This is a genomic window from Enterococcus mediterraneensis (assembly GCF_900604485.1).
Taxonomy (GTDB): domain Bacteria; phylum Bacillota; class Bacilli; order Lactobacillales; family Enterococcaceae; genus Enterococcus_C; species Enterococcus_C mediterraneensis.
Genome location: NZ_UWOP01000001.1, coordinates 1,792,693 through 1,812,210, shown reverse-complemented (window position 1 = coordinate 1,812,210; position 19,518 = coordinate 1,792,693). Strand labels below are relative to the sequence as shown.

Here is a 19,518-nt window from a genome sequence, read left to right as displayed (position 1 = left end):
TTTAGCACGGGAAAGATTGCCTGACCACCCCTACAAAATATGGCGTTCGTGTTCTTGCAGCATTGCTTGGCAGAGTTTATGACTCAAAAAGACATCTCTCTGCTGTAATTGCTGTTGTTCACCGGTTTTTACCGCATCGATAAAATTGATCACCATCTGTTCAAATCCTCGTTTGTATAAGGTCGTTTCCCAGTCGCCAAAAGTATTAGTGGTCTGTTCTGCGCTGAATTTTTGCAGATGGACCAAATCATTGAGCAGATACGTACCTTCTGGGCTTGTGATCTGATACGTCTCTGTGTTTGCCCCGCTACGAAGATCCATCGTCAACAGCGCTGTTTCTGCTGCTGTTTCCAAACGCAGCATCGCTGTTTCCAAATAGCCGTCTTTTTCTCGAATCCGGCTGTCGATTTTTTGAATCGGTGCGTCCAGTAAATAGACAGCTGTATCGATCAGATGCAAGAACAGATCATAAATGACAAACGCGGTTTTTTCCTTTGCTGCTACACGATTTTTTTGCAATAGGATCATCCGTTTTTCAGGAATCTTTTTCAGTTCTTGGACCATCGGCGCAAACCGACGATTAAATCCGATCATCAGCAGCAACTGTTTTTCCTCCGCCAGTTTTTGCAACTCTGTGACTTCCGCTAATTTTTCGCTGGCAGGTTTATCCATAAAGACATGGATGCCTTTTTCCAGACAAGTCTTGGCTAGTTGATAATGGCTGGTTGTCGCACTGTGGATAAAACAGGCATCGATTTCAGCGGCAAATAATTCTTCTATCGTGCTGTTCATATTGAGGTGATATTTCGCTTTTAATTCTTGCTGGACCTTGGGATTGCGTGTCGCAAAGTAAAAATCCGCTTGATCCTGTAGTTTTACATAAGTGGGCAGGTAGGCTTTTTGGGCAATATTTCCCAAGCCGATCACACCGATTTTCATGGAGATCACTTCCTTCATTTCTGATACTTTCATCTTACCTCATTTTTAGTTAAAATAGGGGACAGAATAACTGGAGGGGTTAATGTGAAATTTATTTCTTGGAACGTCAATGGCTTGCGGGCTATCGTCAAAAAAAATTTTTTAGATGTCTTTGAAGATTCGGACGCTGATTTCTTTTGTTTACAAGAAACCAAGCTGCAAGCCGGACAAATTGAATTGGAGCTGCCCGGATATTATCAATACTGGAATTATGCAGAAAAGAAAGGCTACTCTGGAACTGCTGTTTTTGCCAAAGAACCAGCGTTGAGTGCTGCTTACGGCATCGGCATACCAGAATATGATGATGAGGGACGAGTGATCACTCTTGAATATCCCGATTTTTATTTAGTTACCTGCTACACGCCAAATTCACAAAACGAATTGCGTCGGCTGGACTATCGCATGGCTTGGGAAGATGTTTTTCGCGAATATCTGAATCAGCTGAAAGTAAAAAAATCCGTGATCATTTGCGGGGATCTGAATGTCGCTCATAAAGAAATCGATCTGAAAAACTGGAAGACCAATCAAAAAAGCGCCGGGTTCACTCCTCAAGAACGGGAAAAATTTTCTGTTTTGCTTTCTAACGGCTATATCGACAGCTTCCGTTACTTCTACCCGGAATTAACTGGCGTCTATTCTTGGTGGAGCTATCGTTTCAACGCTCGTAAAAACAATGCTGGTTGGCGTATTGATTACTTCTTGGTGTCTGAAGATCTGAAAGAACATTTGACTGACGCGAAGATCCATACAGATATTATCGGCAGCGATCATTGCCCTATTGAATTGAATCTGAATTTTTCATAAATTGAAAGTTTTTTAAATTTTTTTCAGGCAGCTTTTCGTCTTAAACTGCTTGTGTTAGATTACATGTGGAGGTGGCAAGGATGAATTTTATTGCCATGGACTTTGAGACTGCTAATCATCAACCCCACAGCGCATGTTCATTAGCGATGGTGATGGTGCGCAACAGTCAGATTGTCGGAGAATATTACACATTGATCCAACCGGAAACACCATTTTTCTGGCGCAATATCCAGATTCACGGTATTCACCCAGAAGACGTGGCCGATGCGCCGAAATTTCCGGAAGTTTGGCAGCAGATCAGTCAATATTATAATTTGAATAGTTTGATCGTCGCTCATAATGCCGGTTTTGATACTGGTGTGCTGGCTGGATGTCTGGATTATTATCATTTAGAAAAGCCCAACTATCTTTCTTTATGTACGGTAAGGACCAGCCGCAAACTCTACCCGGAATTTCCTAACCATAAATTGAACACAGTCTGCCAACAGCTGGATATCCCGTTAGAACATCACCATGACGCGCTGGAAGACAGCCGCGCTTGCGCCAAGATCCTGCTTCATCAAGAAGAGCATTTTGGTACTGCGCCTTTAAAAAAATTAGTCTTAGTAAAATAAAAAATCAGCCAACTCATGTAGATACGCATGTAGTTGGCTGTTTCTATTCTATTAGATTGTTTTACTTTTAAGCAGTTTTTTAATCGATCATTATACTCATCAAATAAGTATCTAAAAATTCACCGTCATCGCTTCGGGCACCGCGGGGGATCGTTGCTTCGATCGCAAATCCGAACCGTTTGTAAAGAGCTACTGCCCGCTGGTTGCGCACTTGGACTGTCAGTTCTATGCGGCGCAAGATCTCCGTCTCTTCTGCCCAAGCCAACATCTCTTCCATCATGACCGAGCCTAATCCCATGCCCCAGTATTCTTTTAAGATGGAGATCCCTAATTCGCCGATATGACTGACACGGCGATTGCTTTCTGCTAAAATCGAGCCTAATCCGACGATCTGTCCATCTACAAGAGCTACTAGAGAAAGATTATTAGGACTTTCTTGAAAGGCAGCCAATTGTACTGCCAACTGTTCCGGTGTCAACGACATCCCAGATTCATCCAACACTAAAAATTCCGTTTCACTGCCAATCTTTTTAGTGACTGCTAATAATTCCTCAGCATCTTCCGGACGACTTTCCCGAATAGTGACATCTACTGTTTCACTCATTGATTTGCTCCCACTCGCTTAAAATACGTTCTTTAAACTTTTCTGCACGGGGGCCAAAAGTTTTGAGAGCTAATGTTCTTTTTTCTAAGTCTGTTTCATCTTTGGTAAAAATCACTTCCAAGTAATCTTCCGGCAGCGTATCTTCTAAAAGATTGCCCCATTCGATCACGGAAAGGCCGTCTCCTTCAAAGTATTCTTCCAAACCGAGATCACTGGCGCCGTACTCTACCCGATAAACATCCATATGGTATAACGGGATGCGCCCTTCTTGATATTCCCGGATGATCGTATAGGTAGGACTTTTTACCATTTGAGTGATCCCCAGACCTTTAGCGATCCCTTTAGTCATGGTAGTTTTACCGGCACCCAGATCGCCAGTCAGTACCAGATTATCGCCGGGCTCAGCGGTCTTGCCGATGATTGCTGCTAATTTTTCCGTTGCTTCCGGATTTTTCAATGTGATCATCTTTTAAAATCCTTTCTCAAGTTTATGAGTATGAGTATAGCGCGCCTTTTTCCAGAATGCAAAATTTGCGCGTAAAAAAAGCCAAAACCTCAACGAGATCTTGGCTTAACGTTTAGTGAGCTTATTTTTCCATCAATGTTTGAGCTGCTGTGATGATAGAAAGTTTGTATACATCTTCTTCATTCGCGCCGCGAGAAAGGTCAGAAACCGGTTTGTTCAAACCTTGCAAGATAGGTCCGATAGCTTCGAAGTTACCGAAACGTTGCGCAATCTTATAGCCGATGTTTCCTGATTGCAATTCTGGGAAGACAAAGACTGTCGCTTCGCCGGCTACTTTTGATTCAGGCGCTTTCAATTGTGCGACTGCTGAAATGTAGGCCGCGTCAAATTGCAATTCGCCGTCGATTTGATATTCAGGAGCTAATTTCCGTGCGATCTCAGTTGCTTCTGCTACTTTATCAACTTCAGGTGCTTTCGCTGAACCTTTTGTTGAGAAGCTTAACAATGCAACTTTTGGTTCGATATCGAACAATTCTGCTGTTTTTGCTGAATCCACAGCGATTTCCGCTAACTCTTGTGCAGTTGGATTTACGTTGATGGCACAATCAGAGAATAGATATTTTTCTTGATCACGACCACGTACCATCAAAAAGGCACCGCTTGTACGGCTCACGCCTGGTTTGGTTTTGATGATTTGCAATGCTGGACGTACAGTGTCGCCAGTAGAATGGATCGCACCGGAAACCATTCCTTCAGTGATTCCCATATAAGTCAACATCGTACCGAAGTAGTTGACATCTTTTAGGATTTTTTCTGCTTGTTCTTTTGTTGCTTTTCCTTTACGGCGTTCTACGAATGATTCCACCATTTCATCCCAGCGATCAAAATTATCAGGATCGATGATCTCAAAGTTTTCCGTAGTGATTCCGCGGGCTGCGGCAGCTTTTGTGATTTCTTCTTTTGAACCGATCAAGACTGGTTCTACTAATTCTTCCGCTTTCAAACGGGCTGCTGCTCCTAAAATACGAGGATCAGTTGCTTCTGGGAAAACGATTTTAATATTGCGACGAACGATTTTAAATTTTAAGCTATCAAATAATTCCACGAATAGATTCCCTCCTGTTTTTCCTTCCTTTTCATCATACACTATCTTGAAAAAAAAGAACAGTTCTTTTGGCTGTACTAATAAAAAAACTCGAAATTCGTTACTTTTTTCACGAATTCTCTTTTTTTATTATATAACAGAAAGCGCTATTCTATTACACTGTATCAGGCAGACGCCAATCGATAGGTTTTTCGCCAAAACTTTCCAGTGCCGCGTTGGTTTTGGAAAATGGTCGGGATCCAAAAAAACCGCGATGAGCTGATAATGGGCTTGGATGTGGTGATTTAATGATCATGTGTTTTGATGTATCAATCATTTTTTCTTTTTCCTGTGCCGGTTTGCCCCAGAGGATAAACACAATGGGTTCTGTCCGCTCATTTAATTTTTCGATGATCGTATCAGTGAGTCGTTCCCAACCATGTCCCCGATGAGAATACGCTTGTCCTTCGCGAACTGTCAGGACCGTATTCAAAAGCAGCACTCCTTGTTTCGCCCAGCTTGTCAAATATCCGTGATGTACTGGCGGGATTCCCAGATCTGCTTGCAGCTCTTTGTAGATATTTTGTAATGACGGCGGAATCTTGACACCTGGTTGTACTGAAAAAGACAATCCATGAGCTTGATTGATTCCATGATACGGATCTTGTCCCAAGATGACGACTTTGACATCTTCATAAGGTGTCAGTTCCAATGCTTCAAAAATATGATACATGTCTGGATGGATCTTCTGCGTGGCATATTCCTTTTTTAAAAATTCCCGCAGTTCTTGATAATACGGTTTTTCAAATTCGCTTTGCAAGATTTCCTGCCAGCTATTATGAATGATCGTTTTCATCGTACTCCCCCTTTTCTTCTAACTCTAGCGTATCTGTTTTAAAGAAACAAGTCTGGCTTCTTCATTTAATTTGGACTGATTTGTGGTAAACTAAGAAGTAGAACAAAAGAGGAAGGTGCAGCAGAATGATCAAATTAATTGCTTCTGATATGGACGGGACACTTTTAGATTCACAAATGCAGATTTCTGAAGAAAATGCTTCAGCGATCCGCTATGCTATCTCAAAAGGAGTCGAATTTATGGTGGCCACCGGACGCAATCGCCAAGAAGCGCTGCCGTCATTAGAAGCCGCCGGTATCGAATGTGCGATGATCAATTTGAACGGAGCGCAAGTTTTCGATAAAGACGGAAATTCTTTGTTTACTGTTCCTATTGAAACGGCTAAAGCAAAAACGATACTCCACTTATTAAAAGAACATCAAATCTATTACGAAGTAGCCACCAACAAAGGGCTTTATTCTGAAAATCAGGCACAGCGGATCGAGAATTTCGCCACCCATCTTGCTGAATTGATGCCCCATTTAACGAATAAGATGGCGATCGCTATGACTTCTGCGAGATTAGAATTTTTACCGGTAAATTATGTAGAGGATATTCCGGAACTTTTAGACAAAGATTCCCTGGAAGTATTAAAAATCATTTGTATCGATCCAAAAGGTCCTGAAGTGTTAGGTCCTGTTGCCGCGGCAATCGACGGTTTTGGTGAAGTAGTCGTGACGTCTTCTGGTGAAAACAATATCGAGATCAATCATCGCGACGCGCAAAAAGGGATCGCGGTAGCCCACGTCGCAAAAGAGCGGGGCATCGATCTTGCTGAAGTCATGACGATCGGCGATAATCTGAATGATGTCAGCATGATCCAAATGGCTGGCGTCAGCTTCGCGATGGGCAATGCGGCGCTTGAACTAAAAGATTACGCCCGTTACCTGACCGATACGAATCTGGAATCAGGCGTCGGTACGGCGATCCGTCGCGCTATTGACGAGAATCTGTAATTCGTTTATTGAAGGAGGAGCAGCCATGTCTGAATTTTTTATTCAAGACAAGCAACTAAGTCGAATCACGCGAACGATCGTTAAAGATGAGAATGGAAAATCCCTCTTCTTGCTGGTCGGCCGCTGGGGTACGAAAGGCGATGCTCTATCTTTATATGCCATGAATGGCGAATTAGTCGCCAGTATCAAACAACTTAGTTTTACATTTGGTACCCGTTTTGAGATCTATCGCAATTTCCAAAAAGTCGGCACATTGCAAAAAATCTTCAATTGGCCTGGTGATTTTTACTACATCCAGCAGTTGCATTGGACAGTTCAAGGAGATATTTACAATCATCAGTACGCTATCCATCATTTCAATCACAGGATCATGAAAATGGATAAAGCGAGTTTTTTGACTGGGGATTACTATGTATTGGATGTGACAGATGACGAAGACGCGCCGATCTGTATTTGCATCGCGGCAGTCATGGACTATTGGCTATACAATCGCAACAGACCGCAAAAGCGCAGCTCGTTTTTGAAGTTCTCACCAACCAATTGACCGCAAAGAATAACACCGGATGCTGTCAGCAAAATCGCTGACGGCACCCGGTGTTTTTGTATTTTTTTAATTTTCGTCGATTTTCTTTTGCATATGGTCATACAGATGTCCGCTGATGGTTCGCTGACCGACTACTTGGAATCCTTTTCGTTCATACAGCCTTTTGGCATTGGGATTTGCTTTATCGACACTCAATCCGATCACAGTTTCTTGATCTCGTAAAACTAATTTCGGCAGAGCATCCAACAATTGTGAACCGATCCCTTGTCCGCGGAATTCTTCTGACACACAGATCGAATCTAAATACCATTCGCCGGGAAAAGCTTCCATATCAACAAATAATCGTGTGTCTTCAGGGATCCCGTATTTCTTCAAAAGAGGAATCAACGGCTCATCGATTCCTTCTTCTTCTGTGGCCGGGTAACCAAAAGCCCCACCAGCAACTTTTCCATCGATCTCCATCACTAAACCGCGCTGATAGCTGTAACGATAATCAGGCAATGCCACTGCTTCGGCTAAAATATTCAAAGCAGTCTCTTCCCCGTATTCTGTAACAAAAGGCAGTTCCATGTCTTTTAAAATCACTAATATCAAGCGGGCAAGCGCCTCACCATCTTCTTTTTTTGCAAAACGAATCATAATTATTGTTCCTTCCTATTCTTTGTTCATTCAATATTCGATCAGATGCTTTTTTACCTATGCAAATTCAGAAGCTGATCACAGCACTAAAACACCAGTAGCAAACAGCGTCAAAGAAATGAATCCCACGAGTGAAACCAAGATCACCAATAGATGCTCGAATCTTTTTTCTGATATTTTGATACCTTGCTGTTTTTGGGCGTATAAAAAGCAGAAAACACCAGGGATAAACAAAATGGTTACCAGCATCACTTCTTTTAATGCCACGAAAATGATCGCCCAAATGAGAAAAGCACTGATGATCGCTCCGACAGCCAGTTGTCCCCATTCTTTCCGCTGATAAGACAGCTTCATCTGATACAAACCAGAATACAGCCATGTAAAAAAGATCGCCGCTGTTCCCAATGTATAGGCAAAGTTATAAGCTTGATCTGTTACTAATAATGATAACAGAAAAAGATTGGTACAGACAGTCGTCAAAATGATCGCAAATGTCGGTGATCCCTTCCGATTGACTTTTTGCCAGCCAGCTGGAAGCAGACCGTCTTTTGCCATGTTTCGCATCGTTTCTACCGGCAGGATCGTCCAAGACAACCATACACCGATCAGAGAAATTATCAATCCGCCGTTGATCAACACTGCTCCCCATTTTCCTACCATCAACTCAAAAAGATAGCCCATCGCCGGTTGGGTGCGAATCGATGCTAGTTGTTCGGTAGACAAGATTCCATAAGGCAGTAAAGAAATCAGCATATAAATGATCAATAAACTGATCAATCCCATCACTGTTGCTTTACCAACATCTGATTTTTTACGGGCTCTGGAAGCGACTGTCGAAGCTCCCTCGATCCCCACAAAGACCCATAGCATCACCATGATACAGGTCAATACTTGTTTATTGAATGATACCGGTGTTCCGGTCGCGTCCAAAATATTGAGACTTGAAAAATTCTCTATAAAGATATCCATCTTGAAAGAAAACAGCGCTACGACCACGAAGATAAACAATGGAACCAATTTGCAGATCGTCACGATCGCATTGACGATACTCGCGCTTTCCACTCCGCGGTTCACTAACCACGCATATAACCACAGAAAAACAGTACTTAAAATGACTGATGCTGTATTTTGTCCTCCGTGAAGGATTGGAAAAAAGTAACCCAGCGCACTCATCAGCAACGTAGCGAACGCCACATTGCCCAGCCACGACGTCAGCCAATATCCCCACCCGCTGATCAATCCTGAAAAACGGCCGAATCCTGCTTCAGCGTAGCTATAGATCCCGCTTGAAAGATCCGGTCTTTTTGTGTTCAAATTATAGATAGTCAATGCCAGCATCAGCATCGAGCCCCCTACCAGCAGCCAGCTGAAAATCGTAGGCGCTCCAGCTGAACCTGACAGATCCGCCATGATACCAAAAATACCGCCGCCGATCGCAGAACCGACCACTAAAGAGATCAATGGCAGTAACGTGATCCCTTGCTGCTTGGTTTTTTTATCTTTCATAAACTAAATATCCTCTCGTATTTTGTTTAACGCTTACACCTATTATAGCAAACTGCGTTTTTTATTTTGTATAAACTTTTTAATCGTTCTTATTTAAAAACTCTTACTAATCAGTTTACCCTTCTTAATGAATTCTTGCATTATTTTCAACTTGTTGTTATCTGATTGTTTTTTATAAAACCAAGCATATTTGAAAAATCCAGTGACTGACCGCTTTTTTTACTTCGTGCATGCTATAATATCACAGAAGGAGGAACTTACTTATGACTATGACTATTTTATATATATCAATTTCAGGAAATACCCGCTCCTTTGCGAAACGTCTGCAGGAATATGCAGAACAACAACACACTAGCGATTCGCAAAATCCCCTTATCCAATTAAAAGAGATCCACGAAAACTTCCCATTGGAAACAGAGCAGGATCCTTTTTTTGTTTTTGTCCCTACATATCTAGAAGGCGGCAACGGTGTAGATAACGGCGATCAAGAAATTTTAACTGAAAGTATGCGGGAATATTTGGCTTTTGGTGATAATTTCCGAAAATGTCTAGGTGTTGTCGGCAGCGGAAATAAAAACTTCAATCGTCAATATTGCTTGACTGCCAAGCAATACGCTGCACAATTTGATTTTCCGTTTTTAGCTGACTATGAACTTCGCGGTACATCAGCTGATCTTGAGACGATCTACACTATTCTTAAAAACAGTACTGACTGATTGTTTAACTTACCAAGCACTCTGCTTGGACCAACAGCCCGCATCTGCCGGCTTATCATCTAACAGATTTTATAGGAGGCATTGAGCATGTTCCAACTGCTGCAAACATTTGTTTCTGTTTATGAAACCAAAAATTTCACACAAAGCGCAGAACAATTATTCCTCTCTCAGCCGACAGTTTCTTCGCAAATCAAAAAATTAGAAGAACATTTAGGGACCGTCCTATTTTTACGCAACGGCAAACAAGAGATCATACCAACCGAAGAAGCGACATTCCTCTACCCTCGTGTGTTGCAGATCCTAGAAGAATGGCAAGATGCGGAGAACCGTTTATTGGCTCACGAAAATTTTCGCGAACGTTGCGTGATCGCTTGTTCTCATACTTGCGCCGTTTACTTTTTGCCCCGCTTTTTACCAAAGCTGGTGGAACATTTCCCATTGATCGATTTTAGTTTGCTGATGATGAACTCTGATGATGTCGTCTTACAAATGGAACAGCACAAAGTTGATATTGGCTTTATCGAAAAAGCCGAACGCAGTGAATTTTTAAATCAGATTCCCATTTATAAAGATGAACTGGTGCTCGCCGGCAGATCAGATTCCAACTATTGGCTCCTGCGGGAAAATGATTCCGCCTTGCGTTTTTACAATGAGGTCTATCTCAAAAAACACAATCTGTCCCCTCGTTTGATCTATGTCAACAATTCCGAAGCCATTTTGGCATTGTTGCGGCAAGGTATCGGCAAAGCGATCGTTTCTAAACTGTCCGTCGGTGATTCGGTGATCTGGGAACCTTTGACAGATAATAACTTGCGGGATTTCTATCTTTTGACTCATAAAACAGTTTTCCGAAAAAGATTGATCGAAGTAGCTGCATATCTAGAAGAAATCATAAAAAATAATCAAGAAGGCTTGGAATAATCAATATGACTCAATCCACTTTTATTATCAGCATCATTTTCTTTGTGATCATCCTATTAACAGGACTTACGATTTATTCTCAAATCAAACTGAAACAAACAGTTAAAAGAAACTGGGGCAAACAACCTCATCAAACCCGTTTAGATAAAGAAGAAAGTCTGAAAGCCGCTTGGCAGATCGAGAAAAATTTTCATCACTGGGACAGCGAAGTCGATGATATCACTTGGTATGACCTTGATCTGTATCGTGTATTTAGTCTGCTGAACGCCACTTATTCCAGTGTGGGTTCTGAGGCTCTTTATCAACGTCTGCGAAATTTTGATTTTCAGCAAGATGATTTGGAAACACTGATCGCGTTTTATCAAAAAAATCCTGAGATCCGGGAAAAATTGCAATATCACTTTGCCCAGTTAGGCAAACAAGATAATAATTTTACAAAACAATATCTAGCTGATGGACAACATCAAAAATTGGGACAGCCTTGGCTATATATCACTTTAGGTTTACTGCCGATCATCAGTCTGCTTTCGGCTTTCTTTATTTCAACTGCTGGCGTGTTTTTACTGATCGGATCAGTAGTCTTCAACACCGTTTTTTATTTAACGAAAAAAAATCAGTTGGAGGCCCAGCTGAACAGTATGCGTTATCTTGTCCAAACGATTTCTACTGCTAAGAAGATCAGTCGGCTGAATACTCCGCTGCAAGCCGAGATCCAACGCCTGCTAAAACCGTTGAAGATCATCGCAAATTGGGGCTTTTCTTTTCGTTCAAAGGAAGCCAGTGAGACCGAACTGCTTTTTGATTACTTTAATATGATTTTTATGATCCCATTTATCGCGTATAATATTGTCATTGATCGCATCAGCACTCATTCCAACGAAGCGATCCAGTTATGGAATCTATTAGGAAAACTGGAGATTGCATCTGCCGTATTGAATTTCCGGACCTATATGCCGCTTACCTGCCAACCTGCGTTTTCAGAGGGAGGCGTCAAAGCCAAAAACAGCTATCATCCATTGATCAATGGCGCTGTCGCAAATCCTGTCGATTGGCAACAGACGACATTAGTGACCGGCTCCAATGCTTCCGGTAAATCAACCTACGTCAAAAGTATCGCCATCAATTGTATCTTGGCTCAAACTGTCAATACTGCTATTGCAGAGTCCTTCACATTGCAAAAGGGACATGTCTTGACCTCGATGGCGGTGGAAGATGATTTGTTTGAAGGCGACAGTTATTTTGTAGCTGAGATCAAGTCTATCAAACGCTTGTTGGATCAAGTGGCAAAAGGCGAACGCTGTTACTGCTTCATCGATGAGATCTTGAAGGGTACGAATACCATTGAGCGGATCGCCGCTTCTTCCAGTGTCATCAGCTGGCTGACCAGTTTCCCAAGTTTGGGCTTTGTTGCCACGCACGATATCGAACTGACTGAGATTTTGAAAAACAAATGCCACAACGTTCATTTCGAAGAGCAAGTCACGGAAGAATCAGGGATCGCCTTTGATTATTTGCTAAAAGAAGGTCCCGCTACCCGCAGAAACGCTATCGCACTTTTGAAGATCTTGAAATATCCAACGACTGTTGTCAAAAACGCTCAACAAGAAGCGGCTTACTTTGATGAACATCGTACTTGGCAAGTGTCTGAATGAAATTCAGCAAGAAATATTCTATTACCATAGCTTTCTTAGTTATCCAAAAAGGCCACATGGGATTCACTTCCCAGAGGCCTTTTGTATGTGTAAAATCCTATTTACCTTTGATTCTTATTTAAACCTTTTTTTCGAGAATAGTATTATCAATCATGTTTTCAGATCTGCTTCTTGGATTGTCAGTTGTTATAGAAACTTTTCCGTGCGAAACTTCATTAATAAACACTGAAATCAAAGGATCCCTGATATTCCAACTAAATAGATAATGATGTTAAAGCAACTCTTTAGATAGAAGAACGTGCAACAGAACCTTCAGAGCTGTTGCTTACCATCATAAACTAACCGTCCCTTTTTCGTATAGTTCCCCCGCTGAAAAGGAATGACCATTTAACAAAATATTTTTGCCATCATTTTGAAGTTTGATATCGCTAAACCATGTTAATGGTGCTGCGGAAGCGGCAAACGATTTTTGAAGACTCGTTCCTTTTTTAGAGGCATCTAATGCGAAATTCAACATATCACTTTTAATGTATTTATTCTCTCCCGTATTGAATTCCACATATAATCTTAAGTTAGGCAACATTGCTGCTGATAAAATTTTAATATCTCGACACATGCTTTTCACCTCTCAAAATTTATGTTTTACACTGATACTCCGTAACCTTTTAAGTTTTTACCTTATCTATCAAATAAGCAAAATATGATGACTGTTCCTCCTTTCAGTTCGTTGATTATCATATTTGCGTATTCGCATTTAGACGTTGCTGCAAACTTCTCGCATTCTTATGTACTTTTTTCCAAGTTAGTGCTTCGTAATTTCTTCTAGAAAAGGCTTCTTATGATTTTTTAAATAATCAAATACCTTTTCAGAGTGAGTAAAGCATCGATAGATAGTTGACCCTCTCTATCTTTTTCAATCATTATCTTGTCTTCTATTTTTAGTGTAACATAGATACATTTTTATTTAACCATCTATAAAATTAAACTGGCACAAAAATAAGCTCGTCGTGCGACGAGCTTACTTTGGGCACCTCGAAAAGTCAGCGTTTTTGAGGTGTCTCATCTATCTAGTTGTTTTTCTGTTTATAAATTAGGATATCTATTCAAAAAAAGTCTGCTTCAAGCTATATTGCTGTCCAGCAAGGATATCGTATTGGATCAGCTGATATTCTTGATAGATCTTCTTTTGTTCCTTTGTCAATTTGAGCTCTTTTTGCCAAGTGCCGTCTACTTGATACATGCCTTTTTCAAACGCCGGCAAAATCTTTTCCAGCTCCAGCAACAGCTCGTAAAAACCTGTCGTCGGCTGATTGGTTCGTTCTAGTAGATTTGCCGCAAAATAAAACGGACTGGTAACGACTTCTCCGGATGCTTTTTCCAACTTGTTTTTTGAATCGTACATCAAAAATTGCGTTTCATGCAAAGCAGTCCCTGCATTTTGCTTTTGGATCTCTTCCGAATAGATCCCCGGCAGATGATCTCCCCAGAAAACCACTAATGTTCGCCGCGGCAACTCAGATAATTTGGCTAGAAACGCCGACAATGCTTCACTGCTGTAAGCAACATCCTGCAAATAATTCTCAAGAGATGTATTGTTGCCGTTCCCGCTTGCTGAATAAGGAATATTTTCATATTTTCCCGCATACGGCATATGGGTTTGCATCGTTACCAAATGGACGAATTGGGGCTGATCTTGCCCTAACAGATCCAGTACTTCTTTATACGCCGATTCATCAGAGATATAAGGATTATTCTGCAGCTTGTTGGTATGTTTCATCGTGCTTTGATCTAAAAATTCATCGAAGCCCATTGTTTGATAAACATCTTTTCGTTTATACATAGAGGTATCGTAAGGATGGATCGCCGTTGCTTGATACTCTTTTTGTTTCAAGAAAGAGACTAGAGATGGCAGTTCAGATAATTTCGGCACCAATAATGTATAAGGTGTCGTCATTTGCGGATTGAACAGTTCCATCGAAAATCCAGTCAACGCTTCAAATTCGATATTTGCGGTTCCGCCGCCGTAATTTTGCGATAACATTTTGCCGCTGTACGTTTGATCCGCGACTTTGTAATAGTCTTTCAACGGATCACCTGTGACCGTTATCCCTTTCAAATTGCTAGGATCAGAAAAGCTTTCGCTCATTACATAAACGATATTTGGTTTTTCGTCTGTCCGCTGTGCGTTTTTCGTCTCAGCAGTTTCTTGATATTTTTTCGTGATCTCTTGGATAGCCGATTTTGAATACCCTGCCGGCTTTTCCATCGGATCTACCCGCAAGTTATACAAAAAGCCGCCGATAAAGCCAGTATTGTAATAATTCATTTTTTGCGAATAAGGGATCCACAATGCCGTACGGTTATAGGCCTTGCGCAATAGATTACTATCGCTGTTGAAATGGCTGATATAAAACAACGAAAGCAGACAGAATATCAAAACACTGCCACGCCAGATTTGCGCTTTACGGGTCAAAAGCCGACTGCGGTATATGCTCCAGACCAGAGCCGCTAGTGCCGCTAAAACAAGCAGCATGATAAAAATGAACGGTCCCGTCCCCACCATGTCTCTTAACAAATTGAATTGGGTCACCATTTTCAGATCATCGGGATAGATCGGTTCTTGCCGATAGACCATTTTCAAATGATCCGCATACCCCAGAATCCCGATCAATACACTATACAAAAACGCTGAAAATTTCACTGAACCGGCTAGGCTGGCTAACATTCCATAAAAGACCAGCAAAACCAAGCTGCCTAATAAAAATTTCTCCGTATGCCATGAAAAAGCAAATTTCAACGCTAGAGAAAGCGATAGATTATTTTGACACCATTGAAGATATAAATTACTGATGATGATCAGCAATATGATCGCAAATCCGATCATTCCTTTTTTGAGTACCTGCTTTTTTTTATCCATTTGTTCAAATCCTATCTAATTTTTCTCTGTCAGTTTGTATTTTAGTCGTTCTAAATTTGAAAGTAAAGCTGTGCTGTTCGTCTTCAGAGATTCTTCAAACAAACAACAGCAGTTTTTCCATATAAAGAAAAGGACGGGCTAAAATCAGTCGATTTTAGCCCGTCCTCACACGTTATTGACGAAGTCTTCCCCAAAACTTCTAACTCTATTATAAAATAAGAGTGGTTATTAATCAAAGTTTCAGCTTATTTTTATTTTTTATAAAGCACGTTTATTTCCAAAAATCATCCAGCAGACTGATAGGAAGATGACGTTTATGTTCTGTTTTTTTCCACCAATTTTCAATAGTCGCTTGTGCTTCCGATGTCACTTCTTTACCTTCCAGATAATCATCGATAGCTTCGTAGCTGACACCTAATGCCGCTTCATCGGCAATCAATGGTTTTCCGTCTTCTAGATCCGCTGTTGGAACTTTTAAATACAGCGCTTCTGGTGCTCCCAGTGCTTTCAGCAGCATTTTCCCTTGGCGTTTGTTCAAACGAAACAGCGGCAGGATATCTGCGCCTCCATCACCGAATTTTGTAAAGAAGCCGGTGATGTTTTCAGCAGCATGGTCTGTTCCGATCACCGCGCCGCTGTAAGAGCCGGCGATCCCATATTGTGTGATCATACGTTGACGAGCTTTGATATTGCCTTTGTTAAAATCAGAGATAGAAACGCCGGCTTCTTCCAAAGCTTTGACTTGAGCATCCACCGCACCTTTGATATTTACTTTTAATTCCACATCCGCATTGATGAAACGCAATGCTGATTTGGCATCTTCTTCATCCGCCTGTTCTCCATAAGGCAAACGCACAGCGATGAAGCGATATTGATCATCGCCGGTTTCTTGACGCATTTCTTCCATTGCTAGTTGTGCCAATCGTCCCGCTAACGTCGAGTCTTGCCCGCCGCTGATCCCTAGTACCAGGGTTTTCAAAAAAGGATATTTGTGCAGATACTCTTTTAAGAAATCAACGCTTTTGCGGATCTCTTTTTCCGGGTCGATCGTTGGTTGGACACCTAATTGTTTGATGATTTCTTGTTGCAGTGTCATTTAAAACTCTCCTTCATCAGTAGATAGATTTGCAATATTTTTGCGGATTTTTTCCAGTATCGACATTTTATGATGCCAACAATCGGTTGAAAGATCCACTGGATATTTTTGCGGGTTCAGATCCCGTTTGTATTCTTCCCATAAATCATCGAGCCCTTCTTGAGCATATGCTTTGATATGTTCAAGATCAGGCAGTTCATACACCAATTGCCCATCGACAAAAATATCCTTCAAGATTGGTCGCGCGTCAAAATCGCGAACCGTTTTATTGATATAGGTATGAACAGGATGGAACATGAAGATCTCACTTTCTTCCCGCGGATCTTCATCCCAAAGTGTGATATAGTCTCCTTCTGATTTGCCATCTTTATTGCGGGTGATCCGCCAAACTTGTTTCTTCCCAGGAGTCGTCACTTTTTCCGCATTGCTGGACAGCTTGATGGTGTCGACCATGTCGCCATTTTCATCTTCAATAGAAACCAATTTATACACCGCACCTAAAGCCGGTTGATCATAAGCGGTGATCAACTTGGTCCCTACGCCCCACACATCGATTTTCGCTTTTTGCATCTTCAAGCTCAAAATCGTATTTTCATCTAAATCATTAGAAGCATAGATCTTGGCATCGGGAAATCCTGCTTCATCCAATTGTTCCCGTACTTTTTTCGAGATATAGGCCATGTCGCCGCTATCGATCCGAACACCCAAGAAGTTGATCTTGTCACCCATTTCTTTTGCGACCTTGATAGCCATCGGTACGCCCAATTTCAGCGTATCATACGTATCAACTAAAAATACACAGTCTTTATGCGTCTTGGCATAAGCCATAAAAGCATCATAGTCATTGCCATAGGATTGGACTAATGAATGAGCGTGAGTCCCGCTGACAGGAATCCCAAAAATCTTGCCTGCACGGACATTGCTGCTGGCATCGGCACCGCCGATAAACGCCGCCCGAGTTCCCCAGATCGCCGCATCGACTTCCTGTGCCCGCCGAGAACCAAATTCCAAAAGCGGTTGATCGCCAATGACTGATTTGATCCGCGCAGCTTTTGTTGCGATCAACGTTTGGAAATTCACCATATTCAAAATCGCTGTTTCCACTAACTGAGCTTGTGCTAATGGCCCTTCTACTTGAACGATCGGCTCGTTGTTGAAGACCAGATCCCCTTCTTGAGCAGAACGTACAGTACAACTGAATTTAAAGTCTGCCAAGTAGCTCAAAAAACCTTCTGGATAATTGCCTACTTCGCGCAAATACGCGATGTCTGATTCAGAGAAGGTCAGATTTTCCAGATAATGAACCAATCGTTCTAATCCGGCAAAGATCGCATAGCCGTGATTGAACGGCATGTCGCGAAAGTAGCATTCAAAAACTGCTTTGCGGTCCGCTCTGCCCAATTCCCAATAAGTCTGCATCATATTGATTTGATATAAGTCCGTGTGAAGCGTTAAACTATCATCTTGATAAAGTTTATGCATTATTTCTACTCCCTCTGCTTTTTGATCTCGTGTCTTATTATAACAAAAAAATCCGGTTTTCCCTGTTTTTATGTCTAGAAGCCCATAAATTGCTGAAAAATGAGACGGTATTCTTGTTTTTTGAAACAATAAAAAAGCTGGAACCTGTTTAAGTCCCAGCTTTTTGCATCACTTATTTTCTTCGAGATAACCTTTAAGAAACATGGCGCAATGATTATTCTTTTTGATCTAATTCGATGACGATGATGTCTTTACGGGGTTTGGTGAATTTAATACCGGCATCTTCCATCTCTTTTTTTACATTAACGTTGATCTTGACATCTTTGCGTTCCACTTTCAACAAGCGGTGCAACACTGTGTCTACTTCTTCACGCTTGATTTTTTTCTTACTGTCGATCAAAATGACTAGAACCTTATCAAACGTATCGGCGTAGATGACATGGATGCGATCGAGCGTATATAGTTTATAATATTTGATAGCGCGATTATCAAATACATAATTTGTAATATTCGGGTATAGATTTTCAAGATTCAAGTTTTTGTTGACTGGAGTTTCGATTAATTTCATAGATCATTTCCTTTCTTTGCTTTATTTTATTGATATACAACGACGTTTTGCCAACAACGGCAAAGGATTGTCTTGCCACGCCCAAACACCGCTCAAAAGCGATAATGACACGCTGTTTCGGTTATTTCATTTAACTCCTGTGGTTATTTTACATAATTAGTATACCACATTGTCGCTCACATTTTTAATTTCAAGTGTTTTTTTCTTGACCTTCTCGCTGCGTCAAGGTTTATCTTAATATTGTCAGGAGGAATCAACATGGAATACAGCATCAATCAATTAGCAAAAATCTCTGGGGTCAGCAGCCGAACATTGCGTTATTATGACGAGATCGAATTATTAAAGCCCAAACGGATCTCTTCCTCGAACTATCGGGTCTATGGGAAAGAAGAAGTTGATCGCCTGCAGCAAATCTTATTCTTGAAAAAATTCGGCGTACGGCTGGAATCGATCAAAAAGCTTTTGGAACAGCCGGATTATGATGTCACCAATTTGTTGCAGGATCAATATCAAAAATTACTGATTCAGAAAATGGAATTGGAGAACCTCCTGGACACATTGGACCGTACCCTAAAATATTACAAAGGAGAAGAAATCATGACAGACAAAGAAAAATTTGAAGCATTCAAACAAGAAAAAATCCAAGAAAATGAAGCAAAATATGGGCATGAAATCCGAGAAAAATACGGTGACGAGGTAATCGATCGTTCTAATGAACAATGGGCGCACATGTCCCAAGAACAATTTGCGGAATTACAAGAAGCAGAAAAAACGATGTTTACAGCGTTGGGAGAATTACTTGCACAAGATAGCGTCGATCTTGACAGCGAAACGGCAAAAAAAGTATTCGAGTCTCACAAAAAATGGCTGACCATCGCCGCACCTTTCTACAACGCAGAATACCACCGCAACTTAGCGGATATGTATGTAGCTGATGAACGTTTTGCCAGCTATTACAATGATCGTACCAGCCGTGATTCAGTCGCTCTGATCCACGATATCATCTACCACTATACTGCCTGATGGATTGATCCGATCGCTGACCAAATCTAAAAAAACTACTTGAATGACCAGCA

The 19,518-nt window shown here is 41.3% G+C and carries 20 protein-coding genes; 8 read left to right on the top strand and 12 right to left on the bottom strand.

Annotation, left to right across the window (positions count from 1 at the left end):
• Positions 1-30 precede the first annotated feature (30 nt).
• Entirely contained in the window at positions 31-939 is a 909-nt protein-coding gene (locus EFB00_RS08840) for a Gfo/Idh/MocA family protein (protein ID WP_122647078.1), read from the bottom strand.
• Between the two features lie 84 nt (positions 940-1,023).
• On the opposite strand from EFB00_RS08840, the gene EFB00_RS08835 reads away from it, so the two are divergent.
• Both EFB00_RS08835 and EFB00_RS08830 read left to right on the top strand, forming a co-directional pair.
• Positions 1,024-1,782, top strand: a complete 759-nt coding sequence (locus EFB00_RS08835) for an exodeoxyribonuclease III (protein WP_122646463.1) — start codon at positions 1,024-1,026, stop codon at positions 1,780-1,782.
• 80 nt (positions 1,783-1,862) lie between these two features.
• Positions 1,863-2,396, top strand: coding sequence for a 3'-5' exonuclease (locus EFB00_RS08830; protein ID WP_122646462.1), 534 nt, complete (start codon positions 1,863-1,865; stop codon positions 2,394-2,396).
• A gap of 79 nt (positions 2,397-2,475) precedes the next feature.
• Here the strand turns inward: EFB00_RS08830 and EFB00_RS08825 are convergent, their stop codons facing one another.
• From EFB00_RS08825 to EFB00_RS08810, 4 genes are all read right to left on the bottom strand, one after another.
• Entirely contained in the window at positions 2,476-3,000 is a 525-nt protein-coding gene (locus EFB00_RS08825; RefSeq protein ID WP_122646461.1) for a GNAT family N-acetyltransferase, read from the bottom strand.
• A complete protein-coding gene (gene tsaE / locus EFB00_RS08820; protein ID WP_122646460.1) occupies positions 2,993-3,466 on the bottom strand; it encodes a tRNA (adenosine(37)-N6)-threonylcarbamoyltransferase complex ATPase subunit type 1 TsaE in 474 nt (157 codons plus the stop codon). Before tsaE ends, EFB00_RS08825 begins: the two co-directional genes overlap by 8 nt.
• A 121-nt stretch (positions 3,467-3,587) precedes the next feature.
• Positions 3,588-4,571: a phosphate acetyltransferase gene (pta, locus tag EFB00_RS08815; RefSeq protein WP_122646459.1), complete on the bottom strand. Its 984-nt coding sequence runs from the start codon at positions 4,569-4,571 to the stop codon at positions 3,588-3,590.
• Between the two features lie 154 nt (positions 4,572-4,725).
• Positions 4,726-5,406: a uracil-DNA glycosylase gene (locus EFB00_RS08810; RefSeq protein ID WP_122646458.1), complete on the bottom strand. Its 681-nt coding sequence runs from the start codon at positions 5,404-5,406 to the stop codon at positions 4,726-4,728.
• 125 nt (positions 5,407-5,531) lie between these two features.
• Between EFB00_RS08810 and EFB00_RS08805 the strand changes: the two genes are divergently transcribed.
• Both EFB00_RS08805 and EFB00_RS08800 read left to right on the top strand, forming a co-directional pair.
• Complete coding sequence (locus EFB00_RS08805) at positions 5,532-6,401, top strand: Cof-type HAD-IIB family hydrolase (RefSeq protein WP_122646457.1); 870 nt, start codon at positions 5,532-5,534, stop codon at positions 6,399-6,401.
• Positions 6,402-6,426: 25 nt separating this feature from the next.
• Positions 6,427-6,945, top strand: a complete 519-nt coding sequence (locus EFB00_RS08800) for an LURP-one-related/scramblase family protein (protein ID WP_122646456.1) — start codon at positions 6,427-6,429, stop codon at positions 6,943-6,945.
• A gap of 66 nt (positions 6,946-7,011) precedes the next feature.
• Here the strand turns inward: EFB00_RS08800 and EFB00_RS08795 are convergent, their stop codons facing one another.
• Together EFB00_RS08795 and EFB00_RS08790 are read right to left on the bottom strand one after the other, a co-directional pair.
• Complete coding sequence (locus tag EFB00_RS08795; RefSeq protein WP_122646455.1) at positions 7,012-7,584, bottom strand: GNAT family N-acetyltransferase; 573 nt, start codon at positions 7,582-7,584, stop codon at positions 7,012-7,014.
• Between the two features lie 78 nt (positions 7,585-7,662).
• A complete protein-coding gene (locus EFB00_RS08790; protein ID WP_122646454.1) occupies positions 7,663-9,090 on the bottom strand; it encodes a basic amino acid/polyamine antiporter in 1,428 nt (475 codons plus the stop codon).
• Between the two features lie 269 nt (positions 9,091-9,359).
• On the opposite strand from EFB00_RS08790, the gene nrdI reads away from it, so the two are divergent.
• From nrdI to EFB00_RS08775, 3 genes are all read left to right on the top strand, one after another.
• Positions 9,360-9,806, top strand: a complete 447-nt coding sequence (gene nrdI, locus EFB00_RS08785; protein WP_122647077.1) for a class Ib ribonucleoside-diphosphate reductase assembly flavoprotein NrdI — start codon at positions 9,360-9,362, stop codon at positions 9,804-9,806.
• A gap of 87 nt (positions 9,807-9,893) precedes the next feature.
• Entirely contained in the window at positions 9,894-10,727 is an 834-nt protein-coding gene (locus tag EFB00_RS08780; protein WP_122646453.1) for a LysR family transcriptional regulator, read from the top strand.
• A gap of 5 nt (positions 10,728-10,732) precedes the next feature.
• Entirely contained in the window at positions 10,733-12,379 is a 1,647-nt protein-coding gene (locus tag EFB00_RS08775) for a MutS-related protein (RefSeq protein WP_122646452.1), read from the top strand.
• A 331-nt stretch (positions 12,380-12,710) separates the two neighbouring features.
• Here the strand turns inward: EFB00_RS08775 and EFB00_RS08770 are convergent, their stop codons facing one another.
• From EFB00_RS08770 to EFB00_RS08750, 5 genes are all read right to left on the bottom strand, one after another.
• Positions 12,711-12,995 carry a hypothetical protein gene (locus EFB00_RS08770; protein WP_122646451.1) on the bottom strand — a complete coding sequence of 95 codons (285 nt, stop codon included), beginning with the start codon at positions 12,993-12,995 and terminating at the stop codon, positions 12,711-12,713.
• A 483-nt stretch (positions 12,996-13,478) separates the two neighbouring features.
• Positions 13,479-15,296 carry an LTA synthase family protein gene (locus EFB00_RS08765; protein WP_122646450.1) on the bottom strand — a complete coding sequence of 606 codons (1,818 nt, stop codon included), beginning with the start codon at positions 15,294-15,296 and terminating at the stop codon, positions 13,479-13,481.
• A gap of 271 nt (positions 15,297-15,567) precedes the next feature.
• The gene (gene nadE / locus EFB00_RS08760) at positions 15,568-16,392 is read right to left on the bottom strand and encodes an ammonia-dependent NAD(+) synthetase (RefSeq protein ID WP_122646449.1); all 825 of its coding nucleotides are present in this window, start codon (positions 16,390-16,392) and stop codon (positions 15,568-15,570) included.
• Positions 16,393-17,874, bottom strand: coding sequence for a nicotinate phosphoribosyltransferase (locus EFB00_RS08755; protein ID WP_122646448.1), 1,482 nt, complete (start codon positions 17,872-17,874; stop codon positions 16,393-16,395).
• Between the two features lie 214 nt (positions 17,875-18,088).
• A complete protein-coding gene (locus EFB00_RS08750) occupies positions 18,089-18,442 on the bottom strand; it encodes a DUF1827 family protein (protein WP_122646447.1) in 354 nt (117 codons plus the stop codon).
• 258 nt (positions 18,443-18,700) lie between these two features.
• Between EFB00_RS08750 and EFB00_RS08745 the strand changes: the two genes are divergently transcribed.
• Complete coding sequence (locus EFB00_RS08745) at positions 18,701-19,465, top strand: MerR family transcriptional regulator (RefSeq protein WP_122646446.1); 765 nt, start codon at positions 18,701-18,703, stop codon at positions 19,463-19,465.
• Positions 19,466-19,518: the final 53 nt, after the last annotated feature.

Coding starts and splice junctions, on each gene's coding strand:
- EFB00_RS08810 (WP_122646458.1), bottom strand. CDS start 5,406: ATGAAAACGATCATTCATAATAGCTGGCAGGAAATCTTGCAAAGCGAA.
- EFB00_RS08795 (WP_122646455.1), bottom strand. CDS start 7,584: ATGATTCGTTTTGCAAAAAAAGAAGATGGTGAGGCGCTTGCCCGCTTG.
- EFB00_RS08755 (WP_122646448.1), bottom strand. CDS start 17,874: ATGCATAAACTTTATCAAGATGATAGTTTAACGCTTCACACGGACTTA.
- nrdI (WP_122647077.1), top strand. CDS start 9,360: ATGACTATTTTATATATATCAATTTCAGGAAATACCCGCTCCTTTGCG.
- EFB00_RS08775 (WP_122646452.1), top strand. CDS start 10,733: ATGACTCAATCCACTTTTATTATCAGCATCATTTTCTTTGTGATCATC.
- EFB00_RS08800 (WP_122646456.1), top strand. CDS start 6,427: ATGTCTGAATTTTTTATTCAAGACAAGCAACTAAGTCGAATCACGCGA.
- EFB00_RS08790 (WP_122646454.1), bottom strand. CDS start 9,090: ATGAAAGATAAAAAAACCAAGCAGCAAGGGATCACGTTACTGCCATTG.
- EFB00_RS08780 (WP_122646453.1), top strand. CDS start 9,894: ATGTTCCAACTGCTGCAAACATTTGTTTCTGTTTATGAAACCAAAAAT.
- EFB00_RS08750 (WP_122646447.1), bottom strand. CDS start 18,442: ATGAAATTAATCGAAACTCCAGTCAACAAAAACTTGAATCTTGAAAAT.
- EFB00_RS08840 (WP_122647078.1), bottom strand. CDS start 939: ATGAAAATCGGTGTGATCGGCTTGGGAAATATTGCCCAAAAAGCCTAC.
- EFB00_RS08805 (WP_122646457.1), top strand. CDS start 5,532: ATGATCAAATTAATTGCTTCTGATATGGACGGGACACTTTTAGATTCA.
- nadE (WP_122646449.1), bottom strand. CDS start 16,392: ATGACACTGCAACAAGAAATCATCAAACAATTAGGTGTCCAACCAACG.
- EFB00_RS08770 (WP_122646451.1), bottom strand. CDS start 12,995: ATGTGTCGAGATATTAAAATTTTATCAGCAGCAATGTTGCCTAACTTA.
- EFB00_RS08745 (WP_122646446.1), top strand. CDS start 18,701: ATGGAATACAGCATCAATCAATTAGCAAAAATCTCTGGGGTCAGCAGC.
- EFB00_RS08765 (WP_122646450.1), bottom strand. CDS start 15,296: ATGGATAAAAAAAAGCAGGTACTCAAAAAAGGAATGATCGGATTTGCG.
- tsaE (WP_122646460.1), bottom strand. CDS start 3,466: ATGATCACATTGAAAAATCCGGAAGCAACGGAAAAATTAGCAGCAATC.
- EFB00_RS08825 (WP_122646461.1), bottom strand. CDS start 3,000: ATGAGTGAAACAGTAGATGTCACTATTCGGGAAAGTCGTCCGGAAGAT.
- EFB00_RS08830 (WP_122646462.1), top strand. CDS start 1,863: ATGAATTTTATTGCCATGGACTTTGAGACTGCTAATCATCAACCCCAC.